A 19,758-nucleotide genomic window follows, 5' to 3' on the forward strand; every position below is an offset into this window, starting at 1 on the left:
GGTGGGCGCATGGTGCGTGGTCGGGAGTAAATGAAGGGGCCGGTTAATTGAGTGGGGTGACAGAGGGTCCCCCATGTAAGTTGTGCTCGCCAGCACAGCCGCTTACGTCCGAGGTCCTCCATGTCCCCCACCCGTCTCAGACGTGCCGCCCGCGAGACCGTCTCCGGGCTTCCCCGTGAGTTCTGGTGGCTGTGGACCAGCACCCTCGTCAACCGGCTCGGCGCCTTCGTCGCCACCTTCATGGCGCTGTACCTGACGCTCGACCGCGGCTACTCGGCCTCGTACGCCGGTCTGGTCGTCGCGCTGCACGGGCTCGGCGGGGTCGTCTCCTCGCTCGCCGGGGGTGTGATGGCCGACCGGCTCGGGCGGCGGCCGACGCTGCTCGTGGCCCAGGCGTCCACCGCCGTCTCCGTCGCGGCGCTCGGGTTCGTGCGCGATCCCGCCTCCATCGCCGCCGTCGCCTTCCTCGTCGGCGTGGCCTCCAACGCCTCGCGGCCCGCCGTGCAGGCGATGATGGCCGACATCGTGCGGCCCGAGGACCGGGTGCGGGCCTTCTCGCTCAACTACTGGGCGATCAACCTCGGCTTCGCCGTCTCCTCCATGGCCGCCGGCTTCATCGCCGAGGTCAGCTACCTCGCCGGCTTCCTGGTCGAGGCCGGGATGACGATGGCCTGCGCGATCCTCGTCTTCGTGAAGCTGCCCGAGTCCCGGCCGGGGTCCGGGCAGGACGAGAGCCACGGGACCGGGAGTGAGGACGTCCGCCTGTGGACGGTTCTGCGGGACGGGCGGTTCATGGGCGTCGTCGGGGCGTCCTTCCTCATCGCCCTCGTCTTCCAGCAGGGGGCCGTCGGGCTGCCCATCGCCATGGGCCGGGCCGGGTTCACGCCCGCCGACTACGGCATGGCCATCGCCGTCAACGGCGTCCTGATCGTCGCCCTGCAGATCCCGGTCACCCGTCTCATCCAGCACCGGGACCCCGGGCGGCTGCTGATCGTCTCCGCCCTGCTCGCCGGATACGGCTTCGGGCTCACCGCCTTCGCCGGATCGGTCGGCGTCTTCGCCCTCACGGTGTGCGTGTGGACCCTCGGCGAGATGATCAACGCGCCGACCCAGACCGGGCTGGTCGTCCGGCTCTCCCCGGTGCACGGGCGCGGGCGCTACCAGGGCGTCTACACCCTGTCCTGGTCGCTGGCAGCGCTGATCGCGCCCCTGATGTCCGGCGCCGTCATCGACCGGCTCGGCGCGGAGTGGCTGTGGGGGATGTGCGCCGCCGTCGGCACGGCCGCCGCCGTCGGCTACGGGGTCCTGATGCGACGCCTGCCGAAGGAGGACGAGACGGCCACCGCCACGGAGCACCGGCGAACACTTGTGTCCGATCCCGTGCCGGAACAGACACCCTGACCTCCCGAAGGCCCGCGCCCTGAGTCACCAGCGGTGCGGCCAGGACGGCTCCCCGACCCAGGGCCGCCCCGGCCTTCGGCATGACGTCGACATCGATCGTGCGACTTCTCCCCCGTGATATCTTTTTCTGAAAATGTATATACGCACCTTGGGGGTGCCATGTCCCGCACAGTGATCGACCTCGACGACGAGGCCTTGACCGAAGCCGCACGTCACCTCGGCACCAGCACGAAGAAGGACACGGTGAACGCCGCACTCCGGGAGATCGCCGATCGTCGCCGACGGGCCGCGGCGGTGGAACGGATGCGGCAGATGGTCGCCCAGGGAGAGATCGACTTCTCGGTCATCGAAGAGCCGCCTGTCGCTTCTTCGTCCACGACCACGGACGAGGACGAACACGCCGCGTGAGTGAGGCATTCCTCGCCGACACCAGCGCTCTCATCCGCTTCTACCGGGGCCAGACCGGGGCGGATTGGGACCAGCTGGTCGCCTCCGGACTGGTCGGCCTGTGCGAACCCGTGCGGCAGGAGTACCTGCGGGCGGTGGGAGGCAGGCCGGCCTATTACGAGGCGGACGGACTCCTGCGGGAGACCTTCCCGTACTACCCGATGCGTGACTCGGCCTGGGGGGACAGCGCCGCACTGCAGCACGCACTCGCGGACCGCGGCTGGCACCAGTGCGCGAGTCCGGTCGACCTCCTCGTGGCCGTCACAGCTCAGCACCACAAGCTGACCGTGCTCCACCAGGACTCGGGTTTCGAGACCATCGCCCGCACTACGGGGCAGCCGGTACGCCGCATCATCGATTGAAGTCAGGGAGCCCGACGACTTCCTGGTCGTCTCGCCGGTACGGACCCGGGGTCAGGCGGACGGGCGCTGCACCAGGTGGGCGAACGCGTCCAGGTTGCGCGTCGATTCGCCGCGCGACACCCGCCAGGCGTACTCCCGGCGGATCGCGGAGGCGAAGCCGAGTTCCAGCAGGGTGTTGAAGCTGCCGTCGGCCGCCTCCAGGACCTGGCCGAGGAGGCGGTCGACCTCGTCGGCGGTGACGGCGGCCAGTGGCAGCCGGCCGGTGACGTAGACGTCGCCGAGCCGGTCGACGGCGTAACTCACGCCGTACAGCTTGAGGTTGCGCTCCAGCAGCCAGCGGTGGACGCCGGACTCGTTCTCGTCGGGGTGGCGGATGACGAAGGCGTTGAGGGAGAGGGAGTGGCGGCCGACGATCATCTGCAGGGTGGTGGAGAGTTTGCGGGTGCCGGGGAGCTTCACCACGTAGGTGCCGGACCGGGGGCTCTCCCACTCCAGTTCGGCGTCCTTCAGGACCTCCTCGATGACCTGCGTCGCGCGCTGCTGCTCTGCGTCACCCTTGGCGTTGCCCATGGGGGGAGCGTACGCGACGCCGGTGGGACTGCAGCGCGGCCGTGTACACGTCGGCGGTGGCCGCCGCCGAGACGTCCCAGCCGAAGGAACGCGCGTGCCGGGCGGCGGCGGCGCCCATCCGGTCGGCGAGGTGCGGCTCGTCGGCGAAGGCGCGCAGCACGCGCGCGTAGGCGGCCGGGTCGTGGCCCTGGACCAGGAATCCGGTCTCGCCGTCGCGCACGGCGACCGGCAGTCCGCCGACCGCGGCGGCGAGCACCGGGGTGCCGGCCGCCTGCGCCTCTATCGCGACCAGGCCGAAGGACTCGCTGTAGGAGGGCATGACCAGCACGGACGCGGCCCGGAACCAGTCGGCGAGCCGGTCCTGCCCGACGGGCGGGTGGAACCGTACGACGTCGGCGATGCCGAGCCGGGCCGCCAGCTTCTGCAGGCCCTCCGGCTTGGCGAGGCCGCTGCCGCTCGGGCCGCCGACGACGGGCACGACGATGCGGGAGCGCAGCTCGGGGCGCTCGTCGAGGAGGGTGCCCACGGCCCTCAGCAGCACGTCGGGGGCCTTCAGCGGCTGGATGCGGCCGGCGAAGAGCGGGACCAGGGCGTCCTGCGGCAGGCCGAGGCGGGCGCGGGCGGCGGCGCGGCCGTCGGCCGGGCGGAAGCGGGTGAGGTTCACGCCGGGGTGCACGACGGCGACCTTGGCGGGGTCGGCGCTGTAGTGCCGTACGAGTTCGGCGGCCTCCTCCTCGGTGTTGGCGATCAGCCGGTCGGCGGCGTCGACGATCTGAATCTCGCCGATGACGCGGGCGGCGGGCTCGGGGGTGTCGCCGTCGGCCAGGTTGGCGTTCTTGACCTTGGCCATGGTGTGCATGGCGTGCACCAGGGGGACGCCCCAGCGCTGGGCGGCGAGCCAGCCGACGTGGCCGGAGAGCCAGTAGTGGGAGTGGACGAGGTCGTAGTGGCCGGGGCGGTGGCCGGCCCAGGCCTGCATCACGCCGTGCGTGAAGGCGCACAGCTGGGCGGGCAGGTCCTCCTTGGCCAGGCCCTCGTAGGGGCCGGCGTCGACGTGCCGGACGAGGACGCCGGGGGCGAGCTCGACGGCGGGCGGCAGGCCCCCCGCGGTGGCCCGGGTGAAGATCTCCACCTCGACGCCCTGGGCGGCCAGGCGCTGGGCGAGCTCCACGATGTAGACGTTCATGCCGCCGGCGTCGCCCGTGCCGGGCTGGTGCAGCGGTGAGGTGTGCACGGAGAGCATGGCCACGCGGCGGGGGCGGCGGTACAGCCGCAGCCGGGAGGCCGTCGCCTGGGAACGACGCCCGAGCCTGCTGACGTACTGGCTCACGTGGCGTTCCTTCCTCGCTGCGGGCATGCCGGGCGGAGCGCGCCGGGCGCCCCTCGGGAGGTAACGCCGGAAAGGGCGGTTCCCATTTCCGCTACGGGGTCCTTTGCCGAATCATTACCGGAGTCGCCCGCGCGCTGCGCGTACCCGTGCCGCGCGCCGTGCCCCACGCGCGCGTGCTGTGTGGGGTACTGTGTGGGGTGCGTTACGTCCGGGCGGCCGGCGTCCCGCGCCCCCATACCCTCATATGCATGACATCCCGCGCAGCGACCCTCCCCCGCTCTCGGCTCCGCTCGAGCGGGGGGACCCCCGTCGTGGGAACGGTGACGCGCGGGACGACCAACCCCAACCGGCTCCGCCGCATGGACCGCTGGATCGCGGCCGTGCACGGCGCCGAGCTGCGGCGGGCCGCCGATCCGGTGGCCGTCGACCTCGGCTACGGCGCCGCCCCCTGGACGGCGGTCGAACTGCTGCACCGCCTGCGCACCGCGGCACCACGCGCGCGTGTGGTGGGCGTGGAGATCGAACCGGCCCGGGTCACGGCCGCGAAGCCGTACGAGCGGGACGGGCTGGTCTTCCGGCACGGCGGCTTCGAGGTGCCGGTCCCGCAACGCCCGCACCTCATCCGCGCGGCGAACGTGCTGCGGCAGTACGACGAGTCGGAGGTCGCCGCCGTCTGGGAGCGGCTGTGCGCACGGCTCGCCCCGGCGGACGAGCACTCGCGCGGAGGCCTGCTCGTCGAGGGCACCTGTGACGAGGTCGGGCGCCGGCACGTGTGGGTGGCGCTCGGCCCGGAGGGCCCCCGCACGGTCACCTTCGCCACCCGTCTCGGCTCCCTGGACCGCCCGTCGGACCTCGCCGAACGCCTTCCGAAGGCGCTCATCCACCGCAATGTCCCCGGCGAGCCGGTACACGCCTTCCTGCGCGACTTCGACCGCGCCTGGGCGGCCGCCGCGCCCTACGCCTCCTACGGCGCCCGCCAGCGCTGGATCCGCGCGGTGCGCGACCTCGCGGCCCACTGGCCGGTGGCGGACGGGCCGGCGAGGTGGCGGCAGGGCGAGGTGACGGTGCGGTGGGAGGCGTTGGCGCCGTGTGGCCGGCCCGGATCCTTCGCCCCACCGCCCAGGGAACGATCTTCGTGAGCCGTTCGTCGCACAGACGGGAGATCGACACGCGGGAGATCGACACGCGGGAAATCGCCATGCGGGAGATCGCCACGGGAGGGCCCTGCCTCTGTCGCTCCGCGTCAAAGCGTGGCAGGATCCCCCGGGCACCGTAAGTTACTGACGGTTAATAACGTGGGGCGGATATGGAACGGGGCAGGCGCACCGTGCTCGCGGCGGCCGTGACCGTGGTCTGCGCGGTCACCCTGCTGGGCGCACCGGGCACGGCGTTCGCGAGCGCGCTGCCCGACCCGGCACCGACGCCGTCCTCCTCCCCCTCCTCCCCGTCGGCCACGCTCCCCCCGGACGAGGACCTCGAAGCGGTCCGCGTCAAGCTGGACGAGCTCTACCACGACGCGGCCGTCGCCACCGACGCCTACAACTCGGCCAAGGAGAAGACGAGGAAGCAGTCCGCCGAGATCGCCGAGCTGAACCGGGACATCACCGAAAAGCAGCGGAAACTGGACGAGTTGAAGGAACGTGCCGGTGCCGCGGCCCGCGCCCAGTACCGCATGGGCGGCCTGCCGCCCGAGGCCCAGCTGATGTTCGGCGGCGACCCGCAGGTCTTCCTCGACGGCGCCGGCCGGGTACTGCAGGGCGAGCGGGCCACCAAGGCCCTGATCGAGGAAACGGCCCGCATCCAGCAGGACTTGAAGCAGTACGCGGAGGACGCCGCCGACCACCTGCGGAAGCTGGAGGCGACCCGCAAGGCCAAGGCCACGGCCAAGAAGCGGATCGAGCAGCGCATCAAGGAGGCCGAGCGGCTCGAGGCCACGCTGGAGAAGCGGCAGCGTGAGCGCCTCGCCGAGCTGGAGCGGCAGGCCGCCGACCAGGCGCAGACGGCCTGGCTGGACACCGGAATCCTCGAGGAGATCGAGGGCAAGGCCTCCGAGGCCGGCAGGAAGGCGGTCGAGTTCGCCACGGCCCAGCTCGGCAAGCCCTACGAGTGGGGCGCCCAGGGCCCGAAGTCGTACGACTGCTCCGGGCTCACCTCGCAGGCCTGGGCGGCGGCCGGCCGTCCCGTCCCGCGCACCTCGCAGGAGCAGTGGAAGCGGCTCAGGCACGTGGACATCAGGGGCATGCGGCCCGGCGACCTGATCATCTACAACGGCGACGCGAGCCATGTGGCGATGTACGTCGGCGACGGCACGATCGTCCACGCTCCGCGGCCGGGGCGGACGGTGACGCTCGCGGGGGCGGGTTCGATGCCGATTCTGGGCGTCGTACGGCCGGACCAGGGCTGAGGTTCTCGCGGGGCGCCCGGGGCCGGTGGCCCCGGCCACGTGATTCATCGCACGCCGGTGCGCGGCCGAATCCGGGCGGCACGTGACCTTCGTCATCCCATCCCCGCTGTCGGCCTGTCCAACTCCGTCGGATATCGCGGTATATGCCGACGGCCGAACGCCGAGCGACGTGCCTCACACCATTCCGCTGGGGCGCCGACTACCGCTATGGTCCCCGTCGGTGGAGCGAGGTCCCTCGTGCCCATCACCCCCCGGGGGGAGGGAAGGAACCCAGGACGATGCCCGTGCCCGTACCGCGGCAGAGAGTGCTCCCGGCCGCGGACAGTGGCCAGGCGCAGACCGCTTCCCACGGCGGCGGCGCTTCAGCAGGACCGGCCCCGCGCACAGAGACGGCGGTCGAGAAGGGCAACCGCGACACCGCCCTCGCCGCCGGCGGCTCTCTCACGCTGCTGCTGATCGAGGACGATCCCGGCGGCTCGCCGATCGTGCCCGAGCTGGTCGACTCCTCCGGCAAGCCGGTCCGGATCCGTACGGCCCGCAACCTCACCGAGGCCGCGCGGCTGCTCACCGACGACGTCCACTGCATCCTGCTGGACCTCGCGCTGCCCGCGTCCGGCCGGTCCGCCGGCGCCGACGACGAACTCGCCGTGCTCAAGCGGGTGCTCGAGCTCGCGCCCCGGCACGCCGTCCTGGCGCTGACCGCCTCCGGCGACGCCGAGCGCGGCGCCCAGGCGGTGCGGGTGGGCGCCCAGGACTACCTCGTCCGCGACGAGCTGGACGGGCGGCTGCTGAGCCGCGCGATCCGGTACGCGGTGGAGCGCAAGCGGTCCGACACCGCCGAGCGCCGGCTCGCCGAGGGCAGGCTGATCGCGCAGGAGAACCGCCGCCTGGAGCGGGGCCTGCTGCCGACCCCGCTGCTGGACGGCTCCACGCTGCGCTTCGCCGCCCGCTACCGCCCCGGCCGCTCGCGCGCGCTGCTCGGCGGCGACTTCTACGACGCCGTCCGCACCCCCGACGGCACCGTGCACGCCATGATCGGCGACGTCTGCGGGCACGGTCCCGACGAGGCGGCGCTCGGCGTGGAGCTGCGCATCGCCTGGCGGGCACTGACGCTGGCGGGGCTGTGCGGGGACGAGCTGCTGAACACGCTGCAGCAGGTGCTGGAACACGAACGCTCCGACGAGGAGATCTTCGCCACGCTGTGCACGGTGGACATCGCGCCCGACGGGCGCCGGGCCGGCCTGTGCCTGGCCGGTCACCCGTCACCGCTGGTGATCGCCCCGGGCCGGCCGGCCAGGCTGCTGCCGTACGACAACAACGGCCCCGCCCTCGGCCTGCTGCCCGGCGCCCGCTGGCCCCGGATGCAGGTGGAGCTGGGCGCCCAGTGGAGCCTGATGCTCTACACCGACGGCCTGATCGAGGGCCGGGTCGGCGAGGGCGGCGAACGGCTCGGCCAGGACGGCATGGTGGAGCTGGTCCGCCGCCAGCTCGCCCAGGGCCTGCGCGGCGAGGACCTGCTGCGGGAAGCGGTGAACGAGGTGCGCGGGCTCAACGGCGGCGAGCTCACCGACGACGTGGCGGTGGTCCTGCTGGACCGGGAGCCGTAGGCGACCGGCGCCGGGCGGTCACCGACCGCCGTTGTAGGGCCCGTACGGGCCGTCGCTGCTGCTGCCGCGACGGCCGAAGCCACCGCCCGAGACCTGCTTGAGCGCGGGGCGGACGTCCACGAAGAAGACGATCGTGGCGACAAGGCCCGCGATCTGCAGGAAGAGCATCGGCACCAGCAGGTTCACCGCGACCGTGACACCCAGGATGATCAGCCAGAAGCCCTTGTTCTTCTTGTCGGCCGCGCGGTACGCGTCGTCCCGGTACAGGGCGGCCATCACCAGGGCCACCACGGCGAGCACCAGCATCGCCAGGTAGAGCAGCGACAGGAAGCCGCCGAACGCCGTCATCAGCACAATGCCCACCATCCGGGTCGAGTCCTCTGTACAGCCACCGTACCCGTGTCCGGCCGCCGCGTATCCCTGAGAACGGACCGGGCACTCGAGGAGTGCCCGGTCCGTTCTCTGTCCTTCGCCACGCCGCGCCTACTTGGCGGGCGGGGTGGTCTTCTTCGCGGTGGACGGGGTCTTCCGGCCGTTCGGGGACTTCTTGACGGGGGCCTTCTTGGCGGCGTCGGGCTCGACCAGGACCGCGGCGGGCTTGTCCTCCTCGACCCCGACGGGCTCGGTCCTGACCCCGGCCGGCTCGGTCTTGGGCTCGACGGCGATGGCGAGCTCCTCGACATCCTCGGCCACGTCCTCGACGCTCCCGGCGATGCCCTCGATGCCCTCGGCGATGTCCTCGATGCCCTCGGCGGCCTGGCCGCGCCAGGTCCGCACGGTCTGCTCGCCGTGCTCGGCGACCTTCTCGTAGGTCTCGCGGGCCTTCACGGCGTACTCGGCGGCGACGCCGACACCGCGCAGGGCGAAGTCCTGGGCGGTCTCGCCGAGCTTTTTCAGGTCGGAGTCGAGGTTGGCGCCGAACTTCTTCAGGTCGGAGTCGAAGGAGTTCAGGAACTCGGTGACCTTGGTCTGGAGGTTCTCCTGCGTCTCCCTGACCCGGGCACCGGCCTCCTTGGCGCGGGCGGTGGCCCGCTCCTGGACGGCCTTCGGGTCGGTGTTGCGCACCGCGTCGATACGGGCCGGGGCCTCGGCGCGCAGCTGCTCCACCAGGGCGGGCACCTTCCTGGCCTGCTGCAGGGCCAGGTCCGCGGTGCCCGCGGCGAAGTAGAGCGGCTTGGGGTCGCTGAGGGTCTTGCGCAGGTCGTCGGTGATGGCCATGGTGATGGTCCTCCCGGATTGCTTGTGGCTGAGGGTTTTGGGTTGTCGCGGCCGAAGGAGCCGGCTGCGCGGCCCTGCTGGACCGTGCGGTCGTGAAATCACCGGATCAGCCGGCCGTGTGCCGCGGATCGGCGTCATCGCCGTCGGACGTACGGGTGCGGCGTCGCTCGGTGGGAGCCGTTTCCGGATCGGTGCCGGTGCGTATGTTTCCGCCGCCGCCACCACTGCCGCCGTCGGCCGTGCGGTCGCCGTGCCCGGTGGTGTCGCCGGTGCCGTCGTCCGTCTTCGCGGTCCCGAACCCGTTCTCCTTGCGGAAGGACTCGTAGATCTGGAGCAGCACCTGCTTCTGCCGCTCGTTCAGCGAGGGGTCGGCGAGGATGACGGCGCGCGTCTCCACGTCGTCCCGGTCCCGCTCGGCGTCGAGGATGCCGGCCCGCACGTACAGCGTCTCGGCGGAGATCCGCAGCGCCTTGGCGACCTGCTGCAGCACCTCCGCGCTCGGCTTGCGCAGCCCGCGCTCGATCTGGCTCAGGTACGGATTGGACACCCCGGCGGCATCGGCGAGCTGCCGCAGCGACAGCTGCGCGTTGCGCCGCTGCTCGCGCAGGTACTCACCGAGATTGCCGACGTTGAGCGATGCCATGCCTCCACCTTGCACCACTCCTGCTAACAAATGCAAGCAAGCTGCTTGCAAGAGTGTGTCACGTGTCCGCTTCGACCGCACGTCCGGCACTGCGCCCGTCGGCACTGCTCCTGTCCGGCACCGCACCCGTCGTTCCCCGTACGCGTGACGGTTTCCCGCCGGGGCGGCTCACGGGCGTCGCGCGACGAAGACGAGTTCCCGGCCCGGCCGGTCGGGCGCGTCGCGAACGTCCTCCACCACGTACCCGTGGGCGGCCAGTTCCGTCTCGGCCTCCTGCCGCTCACGGAACCGCACCGTGGAGTCCGACGTCAGCGTCTGCCCGTCCGCGGCGAAGAGGTAGGTCCAACGGAAAATCACTGGCCTTCCTCCGTCCACCTGTCGAGACTCCCGGCACGGCGCTTCACGAGGACGAGATCCCGGTCGACGAGACGCTGGTCCGGTCACTGCTGAAGGCACAGCGCCCGGAGTGGGCCGACCTGCCGTTGTCGCCCGCGGGCGCGGGCACGGACAACACCATGCACCGGCTGGGCGACGACCTGCTCGTGCGCCTCCCGCGCACCGCCGACAAGGCACGGTCCATACGGAAGGAGCAGGGATGGCTTCCTCGTCTGGCGCCCCTCAGCCTCGTCCGGGCGTGCCCGTGTCCTCCATGGCAGGAGCCCACGCGGGCGCGGGCGGGTGTCAGGGGGCCGGTTGCCGGCGCCAGGGCGGAGCCTTGGCGAGGGCCCACAGGTCGTCGAAGTGCTTGTTCCAGGTGGAGACGGCCGCCTCGGCGGCGGCCGTGCCCTCGCGGGACCAGACGTTGAGGTCCGTCTTGAAACCCTTGGGGTCGTAGAACTCCGGCCCCATGTGCCGCAGACGCATCCGCGCGGAGAGGTCGTACAGGCCGTGCAGGACGCGCTGCCGGTTGAAGATGCAGATCTTGTCTCGCGGGATGCCGGGGTAGAGGCGGTACTCGCACTCGACAGCCACTCCGCTGGTCGCGGTGAGCCGTTCCGACAGCTCGGACAGGATGCTGTCGTATTCGCGGCAGCGTTCCTCCATGCGCTTGCGGAAGTCGGCGTCGTCCTCCGGGGTGTCGTTCGCCCCGACCCGGGACGGCACGGTCATCGGCAGGCCGAAGTCGGGGACCAGCATGCGGATGGAGACCCGCCGGGTGGGTCCCGGGTTGTCGAAGAGGTCCTCGAGGCGGTGGTACAGCGCGTTGTAGAGCGTCTCGCCCGTGTAGCCGAGGAAGCTGATCTCGACCTTGCGGGCCTGGAAGGCCTCGCTGACGAAGGTCCTCAGCTCATTGGAGTTCACCAGTGCGCGAGCTGGCACCTTGACCGCCGCACTCAACTCCTTGACCTGGTCGTAGAGCACGTAGCCGACGAGGCTGAGCAGTGCGCCGCCCAGGTAGGCCTTGCCCTCCAGGGCGTCTCCGACCGGCTTGACGAACTGGGCGATCAGGCCGGTGGCGAAGATGCCGAGCAGCAGGACGCGCGTGATCAGTGACTCGTAGCGCTCCTGCAGTCGGCGCAGCCGTCCGACGCCCCCCTCGTCCGGTGCTCTGGTCCCTGCGGCCATGCGCGACCCTCCCCCGCCCTGCGTCGACCGGACCGACGGGCCGTCATACGCCCGCGGACAGACCGGTTTCCCGGTCCTGTCATGGTCTCCTCAGACCAGAACGCGGGCAAGATACGGGGTCGCCGTGGCACGGACGGTCAGGCCGAGGAACCCGGTGGCCGCCGCGAGGGTCATCGCGTACGAGTCGACGGCCCGGCGGACGTTGGGGGCGTCCAGGCTCGCGCCGGTCACCAGGCGGTCCAGGTCCACGTACGCGGAGCGCACGGTCTCGAGCCGGCGGTACACACGCCAGTCCTGACGCCAGCCGGTGGTGCACTCGGCGGGCAGGCGGCGCTCCCAGCGGCTGAACATGCGTTCGCGGATCTCCGGGCGGGTCGGCGTAAGGTGCATGTGCCGGACCAGGTCGTACAACGGGTCGCCGATCAGTGCCATCTCCCAGTCGATGATGGTGAGGGCGCGGGTGTCGTCGCGGCGCACCAGGTTCCACGGGTTCAGGTCGCCGTGCAGGAGCGCCGGACGGCGGGGGCTGACCCGGTACCGGGAGAGGATCTGCCCGAGCCGGGGGGCGTCGGGCAGGCCGAGAAGCCGGGCCAGCTGCCGCGACTCCTTGGGCAGTTTGTCCACCAGGATCACCAGTTGGTCGCACAGCCAGGCGAAGAAGCTCCCCTCGCCCGCGGCCGGATCCAGTTCTCTGTAGTCCACGCCCGTCAGCGCACACAGCTGGTCGACGAGCGCGTCGGCCTCGTGCGGCCGCAGACCGTGCTCCGGGTGGCTGGGCGGACCGTCGGTGTCCTCGGGGCCGACGTAGGTGTGGATGGCGTACGGCTGCCCCTGGTGGCTGCGGCCCAGGGCGAGGGCCTTCGGTGCCGCCACCGCGACGCCCGACCGCTCGATGGCCCGCAGTACGGCGTGTTCGCTGAGGAAACTCGGCTCACGGCGGCAGACGTTCGCCACCTTGCGGCGCACCACGACCGGGGATGCGAACCCGGGCACGTGTACCACCGAGTTGAGATGTGCGGTGCCCTTGAACACCCGGCCGGCCGGGGCCATTCCCTCGGCGAGCAGGGCGTGGTCGACGGCGGAGGCGGGGAAGTCGTGCCGCTGCGGGAGGCGCGCGTCCCACGACCACGAGATCGCCGCCTGCGCCCGGCCCGCGCCACCGTTCCTCATCACCGCCCGGGAGGCGCGCCAGCGGAAGAGGACGCGTTCGATCTCCGCCGTGTCCGGAACGTTTCTGAGCCCGAGTGGTTCGGCACCCGCTTCCAGCGCCTGGCGCACGCAGGCCGTCGCCTCGTCCAGGCTCTTCCGGTCGGGCGCGTCCTCCAGAGCCTTCGCAGCCCGCATCACGTCCGGGTAGACGGACTGGGCCCGCTCGAAGGCGACGTAGTGCCGCAGATCCCTGGCCATGCCGTTGACGGCCGCGGGGCGGATCCTGCACATGGCTCGGGCCCAGGCGTCGATCACTTCGTCCCACTGGTGGCCCGGGTACTGCATGCGGACCAGGTGTGTGGCGAGGTCGTGCAGAGGATCGCCGTAGGTCGCCAGTTCCCAGTCGACGCAGATGAGGGCCGGATCACCGCCGTAGGACATGATCACGTTGTCGCGGTGCAGGTCCGCGTGGAGCAGGCCGTACGGCCGCCTGGCCATGGCGGGCACCCGTTCGGCGAACTGGATCAGGGCGTCGTCGGGGATGCCCAGGGCTGCGAACAGCCCACCGAAGGCCTGCCAATTGGGCCGCCTGATCTGCCGGTCCGCTCGACGTGCCAGTGTCTGCAGGAAGGCCTGACTGTCCTTGTCGTTGCGCGGCCACTCCGGCGGCAGCGGGGGCAGCGCCTCCCTGCGGACCTGCGTCATCCGGGCCAGCAGCTCCGCCAGCGCCTTGACGAGCAGCGTGTCGACCGGCTTGCCGTTGGCGCAGAAGCTGGAGAGGGGGACGCCCTCGACATAGCTGTGGACGGCGAACGAATCGTGCTTGAGCAGGCACTGCGGGACGTTGGGCAGCACGCCTCTGACGGCGTCGAGGATCTCGGCCTCGTCCTCCCAGGTTCTGATCACCACGGGCAGCGCGTGGGCACGGCGGATCCGAACCGTCACGGACGTGCCGGTGTCCCTGCGCAGCAGGCGCGCCATGTGCTCCGTCAGGGGGAGCACACGGTTCTGGTTGTGGTGGCCGCCGCTCGGCCGGCCCAGTGCGACGGCGAGCCGCACGAACGCCTGGACGTCGCGAAGGGCGCGTTCCCCGAGAACGGGACGGGGTGGGGGAGGTGCGCCCACGGTCGCTCCAGTTGTTCAAGTGCTCCGGCGAGAACACCAATACGACAAAAGGTACGTCAAAACGCATGATGAATACGACCGGAGCGCACCTCACGTCGGCACAACGGGTGGTGTGCCCCTGCCTGTGCGTCCGCCTGCGTCGCACCTCGAGGTCGCCTTGCCCACCACCTCTTGCGTGCTGTACGTGGGAAACCGAGCTGTTGCTCACGTGGTGCGGGCATGCTACAGCACAGCCCTGAGCAGACCGCGGTGGTTCCGCTCAGTCCGACAGCAAGGTCCACACGGACCCGAACCACGCCTGCATCGAGGTCACGAAGACCGAACCCGGCGAATCGGGGTCCGCGTCGCGCACGTGGTGCGTAAGGGTCGCCCCGAGCCCCAGCACGTCGAGGGCCCTGATCTCCTCTCCGGTCTCGAGCACCACCGGACGCTCGATCACCTCGTACGGCCCGAAGAGGACCTCCACGCCGTTGAGGACGTACAGCTTGAAGGCCGGCGTCAGCGGTACGTGCCGGATCTGCACGTCGACCGCGGGCACCAGCTCCTCGGTCCGCAGGTCGCGCAGCACGCTGCACAGCGATTTTGTGTGACGCTCCGTGATGGCCATCAGGCGGTCGCGCAGACGGGGGGCGTTCTCGTCGTCCATGGCCCGGGGATAGGGCAGCGGCAGCGACGTGGTCGGCAGGAGCACGCGCAGCGAGATGCTCCGGGGCTGGATGAAGCCGCCCCTGATCCGTTCGGCCTGGAGCCTGATGTGCGCGTCCAGCGACTCGAACGTCAGCGTGTAGACGTCAAGCGCCACCTCGGGCTGTTCGAACGCCTCGCTGATGAGCGGCCCCAGCGTGACCCCCCGGTGCGACCGTGTGGCCTTGGCCGTCGATGACTGTATCCGCTGGTTCTTGATGACGCGGATGCCGCTGCCCTGCCGGGCCTCGGTCCAGCCCTCGTTGCTCAGCTCCCGCAGCACCCGCTGCACGGTGTCCCGGGAGACCCCGAACTCCTCCGCGAGATCGCGCTGCGAGGGCAGGAAGGAGCGCACCGGGTACGTGCCGTCCGCCATCCGGGACCGCAGCTCCTCGGAGACCCGGCGGAACTCCCTGCCCCCGCTGTCGCCCGCGTGTTCCTCGCCCACCACCTGACCGTACCGCCAGCAGCCCACAGCAAACCGCCCTTTTCGCCTTCTGTGGCAGTCATTTGAGGCTGCCGCCTCAAGCGGTCAGTCAGGTTCACGCACGAGGTCCGGGCAGGGCTGGGTCTGCTGGGACCGGCTCTGCTGGTCATGGTCGCCCTCAGCGTACGAGCCCGCAATGCCGGGCCGACGGTCGACGCGGCCGTCGTCTTCACCCTGCTGATGGCTCAGACCTGAGCCCGCAGGATGCGCAGTACGGGCTCCAGCGACTCCACGATCGCCGTGGCGCCCGCTTCCCTGAGGAGCTTTTCCTTGCGGGCGTTGCGGGCGTAGCCGAGGAAGGGCACGCCGGCCCTCTGGGCGGCCTCGTGGTCCGAGGGGGTGTCGCCGATCATCAGGGCCTGGGCGGGGGTCGCGCCCGTCGCGTCCAGTGCCCGGTTCAGACACTGGGGGTCCGGCTTGAGGTGCTGCAGGTCCTGGGTGCGCCCGTAGACGTGGGGGGAGAAGCAGGAGGTGAGGCCACGGCCGTCCAGGTAGGCGCGTGCCACGCGGGGCGAGTTGTTCGTGGTGATGGCCAGGCGGGAGCCCCGTGCCGTCCAGGTGCGGATCAGCGCGTCGGCGTACGGCGTGGGCCAGGCGGAGGAGGCGGCCCGCATCTCCTCCTGGGTCAGCCGTGCCTCCAGCTTCGTGACGAGGACGCTGCCGGGATGCCGGCGGTCCACGGCGCGCAGGACGACCTGCGGGTCCGGCGACTCCCGTTCGCTCTCCGTCAGCAGGCCGTGCAGGCCCTGGCCCTCCAGCCACTGCACCAGTCCGGCCGCCACCCGCTTCGCCGAGTGCCCGGCGAACAGCCGGCAGACCGGCCCGTCGAAGTCCCAGAGCACGACACGGGCGCCCGCGATCAGGTTCCGCAGTTCCTCGGTCTCGTTTCCGGTCCGGGCCGTCACCGCTTCGGTCTGTGTCGTATCAGAAGTCATTAGGAGAGTGTCAGGTCCGTGGTGATGGTTTCCCAGAGGGCGTCGAACCACTTCTGGGATTCCTCCACGAACGCCGCGTCCCGTTGCCCGCCGCGCCTGTCGAACGAGAACAGCAGGGACTCCGTGCCCAGGACGTCGTACATGTCCAGCGTCGCGTCGTCCGCCCGCTCCTCGCGCCGGGCGATCATGTAGTACGCCATCAGCGCCTCCGCGCCGTTGAGCAGGTACAGCTTGACCGGCGGGGTGAAGGGCAGGGCGCGGAAGGTCACGCGGACGTCGATGCCGTGGGTGGCGCGCAGGGCCAGCAGGTTGTGCCTGAGCACATGTCCCTGGGCGTTGCGCTGGGCGAGCCAGCGCTGGTGGACCGGGTCGTCCTCGCTCTCCCGGTCCACCGACACCGGGAAGGCCAGGGCGATGTTCCGGGACGGCAGCAGGATGCGCACGTCGATCGCCTCGGGGTGCAGCCGGCCCTCGTGGATCAGGCGTACGGGCTCACCCAGGGCGATCATCAGGGTCTCGGCGGTCAGACAGGTGGTGTCGATCCGCACCCGCCGGGCGGAGAAGGCCTCCACGAGCCGCGGCGCGAGGCCGACCATGGTGGGCTGCGGCTCCGCACGGGCCGGGGCGGGCACGGCGATCCGCGGCGGGCTGCCCTTGGTGACGTTGCTGAGCAGACCGTCCTCCTGGAGCACCCGGAGCGCCTGGCGCACGGTGCCGCGCTCCACTCCGAACTCCTCGGCGAGTTCGGCCTGGGTGGGCAGGCGGTCGCCCGGCTGGAGCACACCGGTGCGGATCCGCTCCCGCAGGGTGTCGGCGATCTCCTGAGGTGAGCTTCTTCTGCTGCCGTTCACGGCCACGCTCTCCTGGGTCACAACCAAACGCTACAACTTTGATCCATCTAAAGGGAGTTGTTTGAAACTTGTTTATAGATAACAGCCAAGCAGGGACAACTGCAGCATAGTTGGTTACCAACTCGGTTGAGTTGGCTGAGGACTTGCCCACGGACTCGTCCTCGTGCCGGCCCGCAACCGTCCGAAGGGGGAATCTTCGTTCCCGCTCTCGCTCTTCTGTCAGCCGTCTTCATCGTCGGCCTGGACCAACTCGTGCGGTGGAAGTACGGCACCGCGGGCATCGTCGGCCTGATGCTGCTCACCATCGGCATCAAGGCCAAGAACCCGACCCTCGGTTCGGTGGGGACCGTGGTGCCGGCGATGCTGCTCGCGGGGCCCGTCCTGTGACCCGTGCGACACGTCAGTCCATGAGCGTGAGCTCCGAACTGATCGTCTCCCACAGTGCGTCGAACCACAGGCGGGACTGCTCCACGAACGTCGTGTCCCGCGGGTCGGCGCCCTGCTCGAAGGCGAACAGCATCGACCGGGTGCCCTCGGCGTCGTACAGCTGAAGGTGTTCGTGGTCGACCTCCTGCTCGCGCCGTCGCAGCGTGTAGTGCGCGAACAGCGCCTCCGCGCCGTTGAGCAGGTACAGCTTGACCGGCGGGGTGAAGGGCAGCGCGCGGAAGCCGATGTGCACGTCGATGCCGTGGGTGGCGCGCAGGGCCAGCAGGTTGTGCCTGAGCACCTGCCCCTGGGCGTTGCGCTGGGCGAGCCAGCGCCGGCGCAGCCGGCCGGCGGCGGAGGCGTCGTCCACCGGCAGGGGGAAGGCGAGGTCGATGTCGCGGCTGGGCAGCAGGACGCGGACGTCGACCTTGGCCGGTTTCAGTCGCCCGGCGTGGATCTGCCGCAACGGTTCGCCGATGGCCATGGTGAGCGAGACGGCGGTCAGGCACAGGGCGTCGATCCGCACGTGGGAGGCGCCGAAGGCGGCGGTGACACGGGGGGTGAGGGCGACCGTGGTGGGCAGCGGCGGGACGGCGGGGCCGGCCGGAGGCCGCTGCGGGCCGGACGCGACGGTCGCCGGGCTCCCTTTGGACACGTTGGTGAGCAGGTGTTCCGACTGCAGGATGCGCAGCGCCTGGCGTACGGCTCCGCGTTCGACACCGAACTCGACGGCCAGCTTGGCCTGGGTGGGCATGCGCTGACCTGGCCGCAGCACACCGGTCGTGATCCGGCGGCGCAGTTCGTCGGCCACCTCGCGGTGTGATCTCTGTGGCCGCTGCGGCCTTTTCCGCCCGTTGGCGGAGGCATATTCCGGGTCCACGGCCAAACAGTACAACTTCTCGCCATCTTCCGGCAGTTCGGGAAGAGGTGGTTATGAGCCGTGCCCAAGTGGAGATAAGAAGAGTGAAGTTGGTAGCCAACTTGAGCGACATGGTCAAACTTTCCAAGTGTTGGCCACCAGGGTGACGGTTGGGGAACACCGGGCCGAGCTCTCTTCCGGAGGGGAGCCGGGAGCCCGGCCGGTGGGCGAGCCAACGGGAGCGGCAGTCGGCACTCGGCACCGCACGGCACAGTCACAACTGCACAGACGACGCACAGTCACAACTCCACACTCGTCCGCACAGCCACAACCGAAGAGCGTCACGCACAGCCACAACTCAACAGCCAAGCTACGGATGCACGATCCCCGTCAACCGTCACCGCCGGGAAGGAGCGCTCAGAACAGGTCCGGGCACCAAGGCCGCCTGGACGTACGCAGCAGGGCGTCGGCCCCTTGGGCGGCGCCCGCTCGTTCTTCCCGGACCCGGCCGAGCGCCGCGAGCCGCACGGCGGACTCGCCGCCGAGCCACAGGGTCGCCAACTCCGCCACGTCCAGCGTCAGATCGGCGCTCACCGTCGTCGGCGTACAGGACGCCCCGGCGGGCGAGGCCTCCAGCCGCCACCGCCCGCCGGCCGTCCCGGCCCGGTCGACGACGTCCAGCACCAGCGTCCCCGTCCCCTCGTACGTCCGTGCCTCCAGGGCCCGTACGACGTCCAGGATCCGCACCCACAGCCAGTCCGCCAGCGTGGTGACCGTGGCGGCGCGCGGGTTCGGCAGGAGCAGGGGGAGCAGGTCGTCGGGGGCCCGCCAGCCGCTCTTGACCTTCACGATCCAGTCGATCGAGCACACGTGGAGCCACAGGGCGCGTTCGGCGGCCGGGGTCACCGCGATCAGGTTCTTCACCGTGGCCGTGTTCAGCGGCTGCTTGGCGTCCGACCAGGTGTCGTCGCACACGTACGCGACCAGGCCCTCGACCGTGCCGTCCGCGGCGCGGTACACGGCGTAGAAGGGCTCGGTCCACGGGTGGCGGTCCAGGCGCAGGGCGCCGGTGTTCACCTGCCACCAGCGCTCGGAGCGGTCGATCGCGCCGGGCTGGACGCGGCGCAGCCGCTCGTGCAGTTCGGGGCCGAGCTTGCGTACGTCGTCGCCGTCGACGAGGTCGACGCGGCCGCCGTCCTCCGGGCCCGCCCAGCGCGGGTCGAGGCCGGCCCGGGGCACGTCGACCGTCCACTCGGTCATCCAGGTCGCGGGGCCGAAGCCGTAGCGACCGTAGATCGGGTACTCGGCGGCGACCAGGGTCGCGACGACGTCACCGCGGTCCTTCGCGGCGGCGAGGTCCTGGGCCATCATGCGGGTCAGCAGGCCGCGGCGGCGGTGGGTGGCGGTGACCGTGACGTTGGATATCGCGTCGGCGGGGACGGTCGCGCCGCCGACGGCGGTGAGCTCCTGCGCGAAGGACCGGAACGTCGCCACACACCGGCCGTCGTCGAAGGCGCCGAGGGTGCGGGACGGGACGATGTACGACCCGCGGTCGGCGATCTCGGCGTCGGAGACGGCGGGGTCGCGCAGGAAGCCGGTGTTCAGGGCGCGGATCCAGTCCGGGATCTCGTCCTCGCCGATGGGGCGTACGTCGATGTGGGGGCGTGCGGCAGTCATGGGACGACGGTAGGGGG

Annotated in this window: 19 protein-coding genes and 2 pseudogenes; 8 read left to right on the plus strand and 13 right to left on the minus strand. The window is 71.1% G+C overall.

The genetic code is table 11. The features are described 5' to 3' along the window. The first annotated feature begins 120 nt into the window (after positions 1-120). The 3 genes from C1I97_RS11430 to C1I97_RS11440 all read left to right on the plus strand — a co-directional run bounded on the left by C1I97_RS11430 (position 121) and on the right by C1I97_RS11440 (position 2,210). Entirely contained in the window at positions 121-1,401 is a 1,281-nt protein-coding gene (locus tag C1I97_RS11430; protein ID WP_111003120.1) for an MDR family MFS transporter, read from the plus strand. A gap of 159 nt (positions 1,402-1,560) precedes the next feature. Next, positions 1,561-1,809 carry a type II toxin-antitoxin system VapB family antitoxin gene (locus C1I97_RS11435; protein WP_111003121.1) on the plus strand — a complete coding sequence of 83 codons (249 nt, stop codon included), beginning with the start codon at positions 1,561-1,563 and terminating at the stop codon, positions 1,807-1,809. After that, on the plus strand, positions 1,806-2,210 hold the full coding sequence (locus tag C1I97_RS11440) for a PIN domain nuclease (RefSeq protein ID WP_111003122.1): 405 nt from the start codon (positions 1,806-1,808) through the stop codon (positions 2,208-2,210). The genes C1I97_RS11435 and C1I97_RS11440 overlap by 4 nt, the downstream gene beginning before the upstream one ends. Before the next feature lie 51 nt (positions 2,211-2,261). Here C1I97_RS11440 and C1I97_RS11445 read toward each other — a convergent pair whose 3' ends face one another. Both C1I97_RS11445 and mshA read right to left on the minus strand, forming a co-directional pair. Then, positions 2,262-2,780 carry a YbjN domain-containing protein gene (locus tag C1I97_RS11445; RefSeq protein WP_111003123.1) on the minus strand — a complete coding sequence of 173 codons (519 nt, stop codon included), beginning with the start codon at positions 2,778-2,780 and terminating at the stop codon, positions 2,262-2,264. Further along, a complete protein-coding gene (gene mshA, locus C1I97_RS11450; RefSeq protein ID WP_111003124.1) occupies positions 2,761-4,110 on the minus strand; it encodes a D-inositol-3-phosphate glycosyltransferase in 1,350 nt (449 codons plus the stop codon). The genes C1I97_RS11445 and mshA overlap by 20 nt, the downstream gene beginning before the upstream one ends. Positions 4,111-4,421: 311 nt before the next feature. On the opposite strand from mshA, the gene C1I97_RS11455 reads away from it, so the two are divergent. The 3 genes from C1I97_RS11455 to C1I97_RS11465 all read left to right on the plus strand — a co-directional run bounded on the left by C1I97_RS11455 (position 4,422) and on the right by C1I97_RS11465 (position 8,121). After that, complete coding sequence (locus C1I97_RS11455) at positions 4,422-5,249, plus strand: class I SAM-dependent methyltransferase (RefSeq protein ID WP_111003125.1); 828 nt, start codon at positions 4,422-4,424, stop codon at positions 5,247-5,249. Positions 5,250-5,416: 167 nt separating this feature from the next. Beyond that, the gene (locus C1I97_RS11460; RefSeq protein WP_181446680.1) at positions 5,417-6,514 is read left to right on the plus strand and encodes a C40 family peptidase; all 1,098 of its coding nucleotides are present in this window, start codon (positions 5,417-5,419) and stop codon (positions 6,512-6,514) included. Positions 6,515-6,792: 278 nt separating this feature from the next. After that, the gene (locus tag C1I97_RS11465; RefSeq protein WP_181446681.1) at positions 6,793-8,121 is read left to right on the plus strand and encodes a PP2C family protein-serine/threonine phosphatase; all 1,329 of its coding nucleotides are present in this window, start codon (positions 6,793-6,795) and stop codon (positions 8,119-8,121) included. Positions 8,122-8,139: 18 nt separating this feature from the next. Here the strand turns inward: C1I97_RS11465 and C1I97_RS11470 are convergent, their stop codons facing one another. From C1I97_RS11470 to C1I97_RS11485, 4 genes and pseudogenes are all read right to left on the minus strand, one after another. Continuing rightward, positions 8,140-8,487 (minus strand): DUF2516 family protein, encoded by a 348-nt coding sequence (locus C1I97_RS11470; protein ID WP_441349109.1) that lies wholly within the window; start codon positions 8,485-8,487, stop codon positions 8,140-8,142. Between the two features lie 117 nt (positions 8,488-8,604). After that, a complete protein-coding gene (locus tag C1I97_RS11475; RefSeq protein WP_111003127.1) occupies positions 8,605-9,339 on the minus strand; it encodes a hypothetical protein in 735 nt (244 codons plus the stop codon). Positions 9,340-9,445: 106 nt separating this feature from the next. Continuing rightward, positions 9,446-9,982: a helix-turn-helix domain-containing protein gene (locus C1I97_RS11480; protein ID WP_111003128.1), complete on the minus strand. Its 537-nt coding sequence runs from the start codon at positions 9,980-9,982 to the stop codon at positions 9,446-9,448. Positions 9,983-10,150: 168 nt separating this feature from the next. Further along, a pseudogene (locus C1I97_RS11485) lies at positions 10,151-10,345 on the minus strand (SAM-dependent methyltransferase); the annotation flags it as partial. Here C1I97_RS11485 and C1I97_RS41345 point away from each other — a divergent pair. Continuing rightward, a pseudogene (locus C1I97_RS41345) lies at positions 10,339-10,599 on the plus strand (hypothetical protein); the annotation flags it as partial. The pseudogenes C1I97_RS11485 and C1I97_RS41345 sit on opposite strands and share 7 nt — an antisense overlap. Positions 10,600-10,663: 64 nt before the next feature. Here C1I97_RS41345 and C1I97_RS11495 read toward each other — a convergent pair. The 5 genes from C1I97_RS11495 to C1I97_RS11515 all read right to left on the minus strand — a co-directional run bounded on the left by C1I97_RS11495 (position 10,664) and on the right by C1I97_RS11515 (position 16,806). Continuing rightward, complete coding sequence (locus C1I97_RS11495; protein WP_111003129.1) at positions 10,664-11,548, minus strand: hypothetical protein; 885 nt, start codon at positions 11,546-11,548, stop codon at positions 10,664-10,666. 90 nt (positions 11,549-11,638) lie between these two features. Beyond that, the gene (locus tag C1I97_RS11500; RefSeq protein WP_258382524.1) at positions 11,639-13,822 is read right to left on the minus strand and encodes an aminoglycoside phosphotransferase family protein; all 2,184 of its coding nucleotides are present in this window, start codon (positions 13,820-13,822) and stop codon (positions 11,639-11,641) included. 259 nt (positions 13,823-14,081) lie between these two features. Further along, positions 14,082-14,954 (minus strand): winged helix-turn-helix domain-containing protein, encoded by an 873-nt coding sequence (locus C1I97_RS11505; protein WP_111003137.1) that lies wholly within the window; start codon positions 14,952-14,954, stop codon positions 14,082-14,084. A 224-nt stretch (positions 14,955-15,178) separates the two neighbouring features. Beyond that, positions 15,179-15,928: an HAD family hydrolase gene (locus C1I97_RS11510; RefSeq protein WP_111003130.1), complete on the minus strand. Its 750-nt coding sequence runs from the start codon at positions 15,926-15,928 to the stop codon at positions 15,179-15,181. Continuing rightward, entirely contained in the window at positions 15,928-16,806 is an 879-nt protein-coding gene (locus C1I97_RS11515) for a winged helix-turn-helix domain-containing protein (RefSeq protein WP_111003131.1), read from the minus strand. Before C1I97_RS11515 ends, C1I97_RS11510 begins: the two co-directional genes overlap by 1 nt. Positions 16,807-16,971: 165 nt before the next feature. On the opposite strand from C1I97_RS11515, the gene C1I97_RS11520 reads away from it, so the two are divergent. Beyond that, positions 16,972-17,166 (plus strand): hypothetical protein, encoded by a 195-nt coding sequence (locus C1I97_RS11520; RefSeq protein ID WP_111003138.1) that lies wholly within the window; start codon positions 16,972-16,974, stop codon positions 17,164-17,166. Positions 17,167-17,179: 13 nt separating this feature from the next. On the opposite strand, the gene C1I97_RS11525 is transcribed toward C1I97_RS11520, so the two are convergent. Together C1I97_RS11525 and C1I97_RS11530 are read right to left on the minus strand one after the other, a co-directional pair. Then, the gene (locus tag C1I97_RS11525; RefSeq protein WP_111003132.1) at positions 17,180-18,091 is read right to left on the minus strand and encodes a winged helix-turn-helix domain-containing protein; all 912 of its coding nucleotides are present in this window, start codon (positions 18,089-18,091) and stop codon (positions 17,180-17,182) included. A 390-nt stretch (positions 18,092-18,481) separates the two neighbouring features. Beyond that, positions 18,482-19,741 (minus strand): GNAT family N-acetyltransferase, encoded by a 1,260-nt coding sequence (locus tag C1I97_RS11530; protein WP_111003133.1) that lies wholly within the window; start codon positions 19,739-19,741, stop codon positions 18,482-18,484. Between the last annotated feature and the right edge of the window lie 17 nt (positions 19,742-19,758).

This window comes from Streptomyces sp. NTH33, from assembly GCF_003236365.1.
GTDB lineage: Bacteria > Actinomycetota > Actinomycetes > Streptomycetales > Streptomycetaceae > Streptomyces.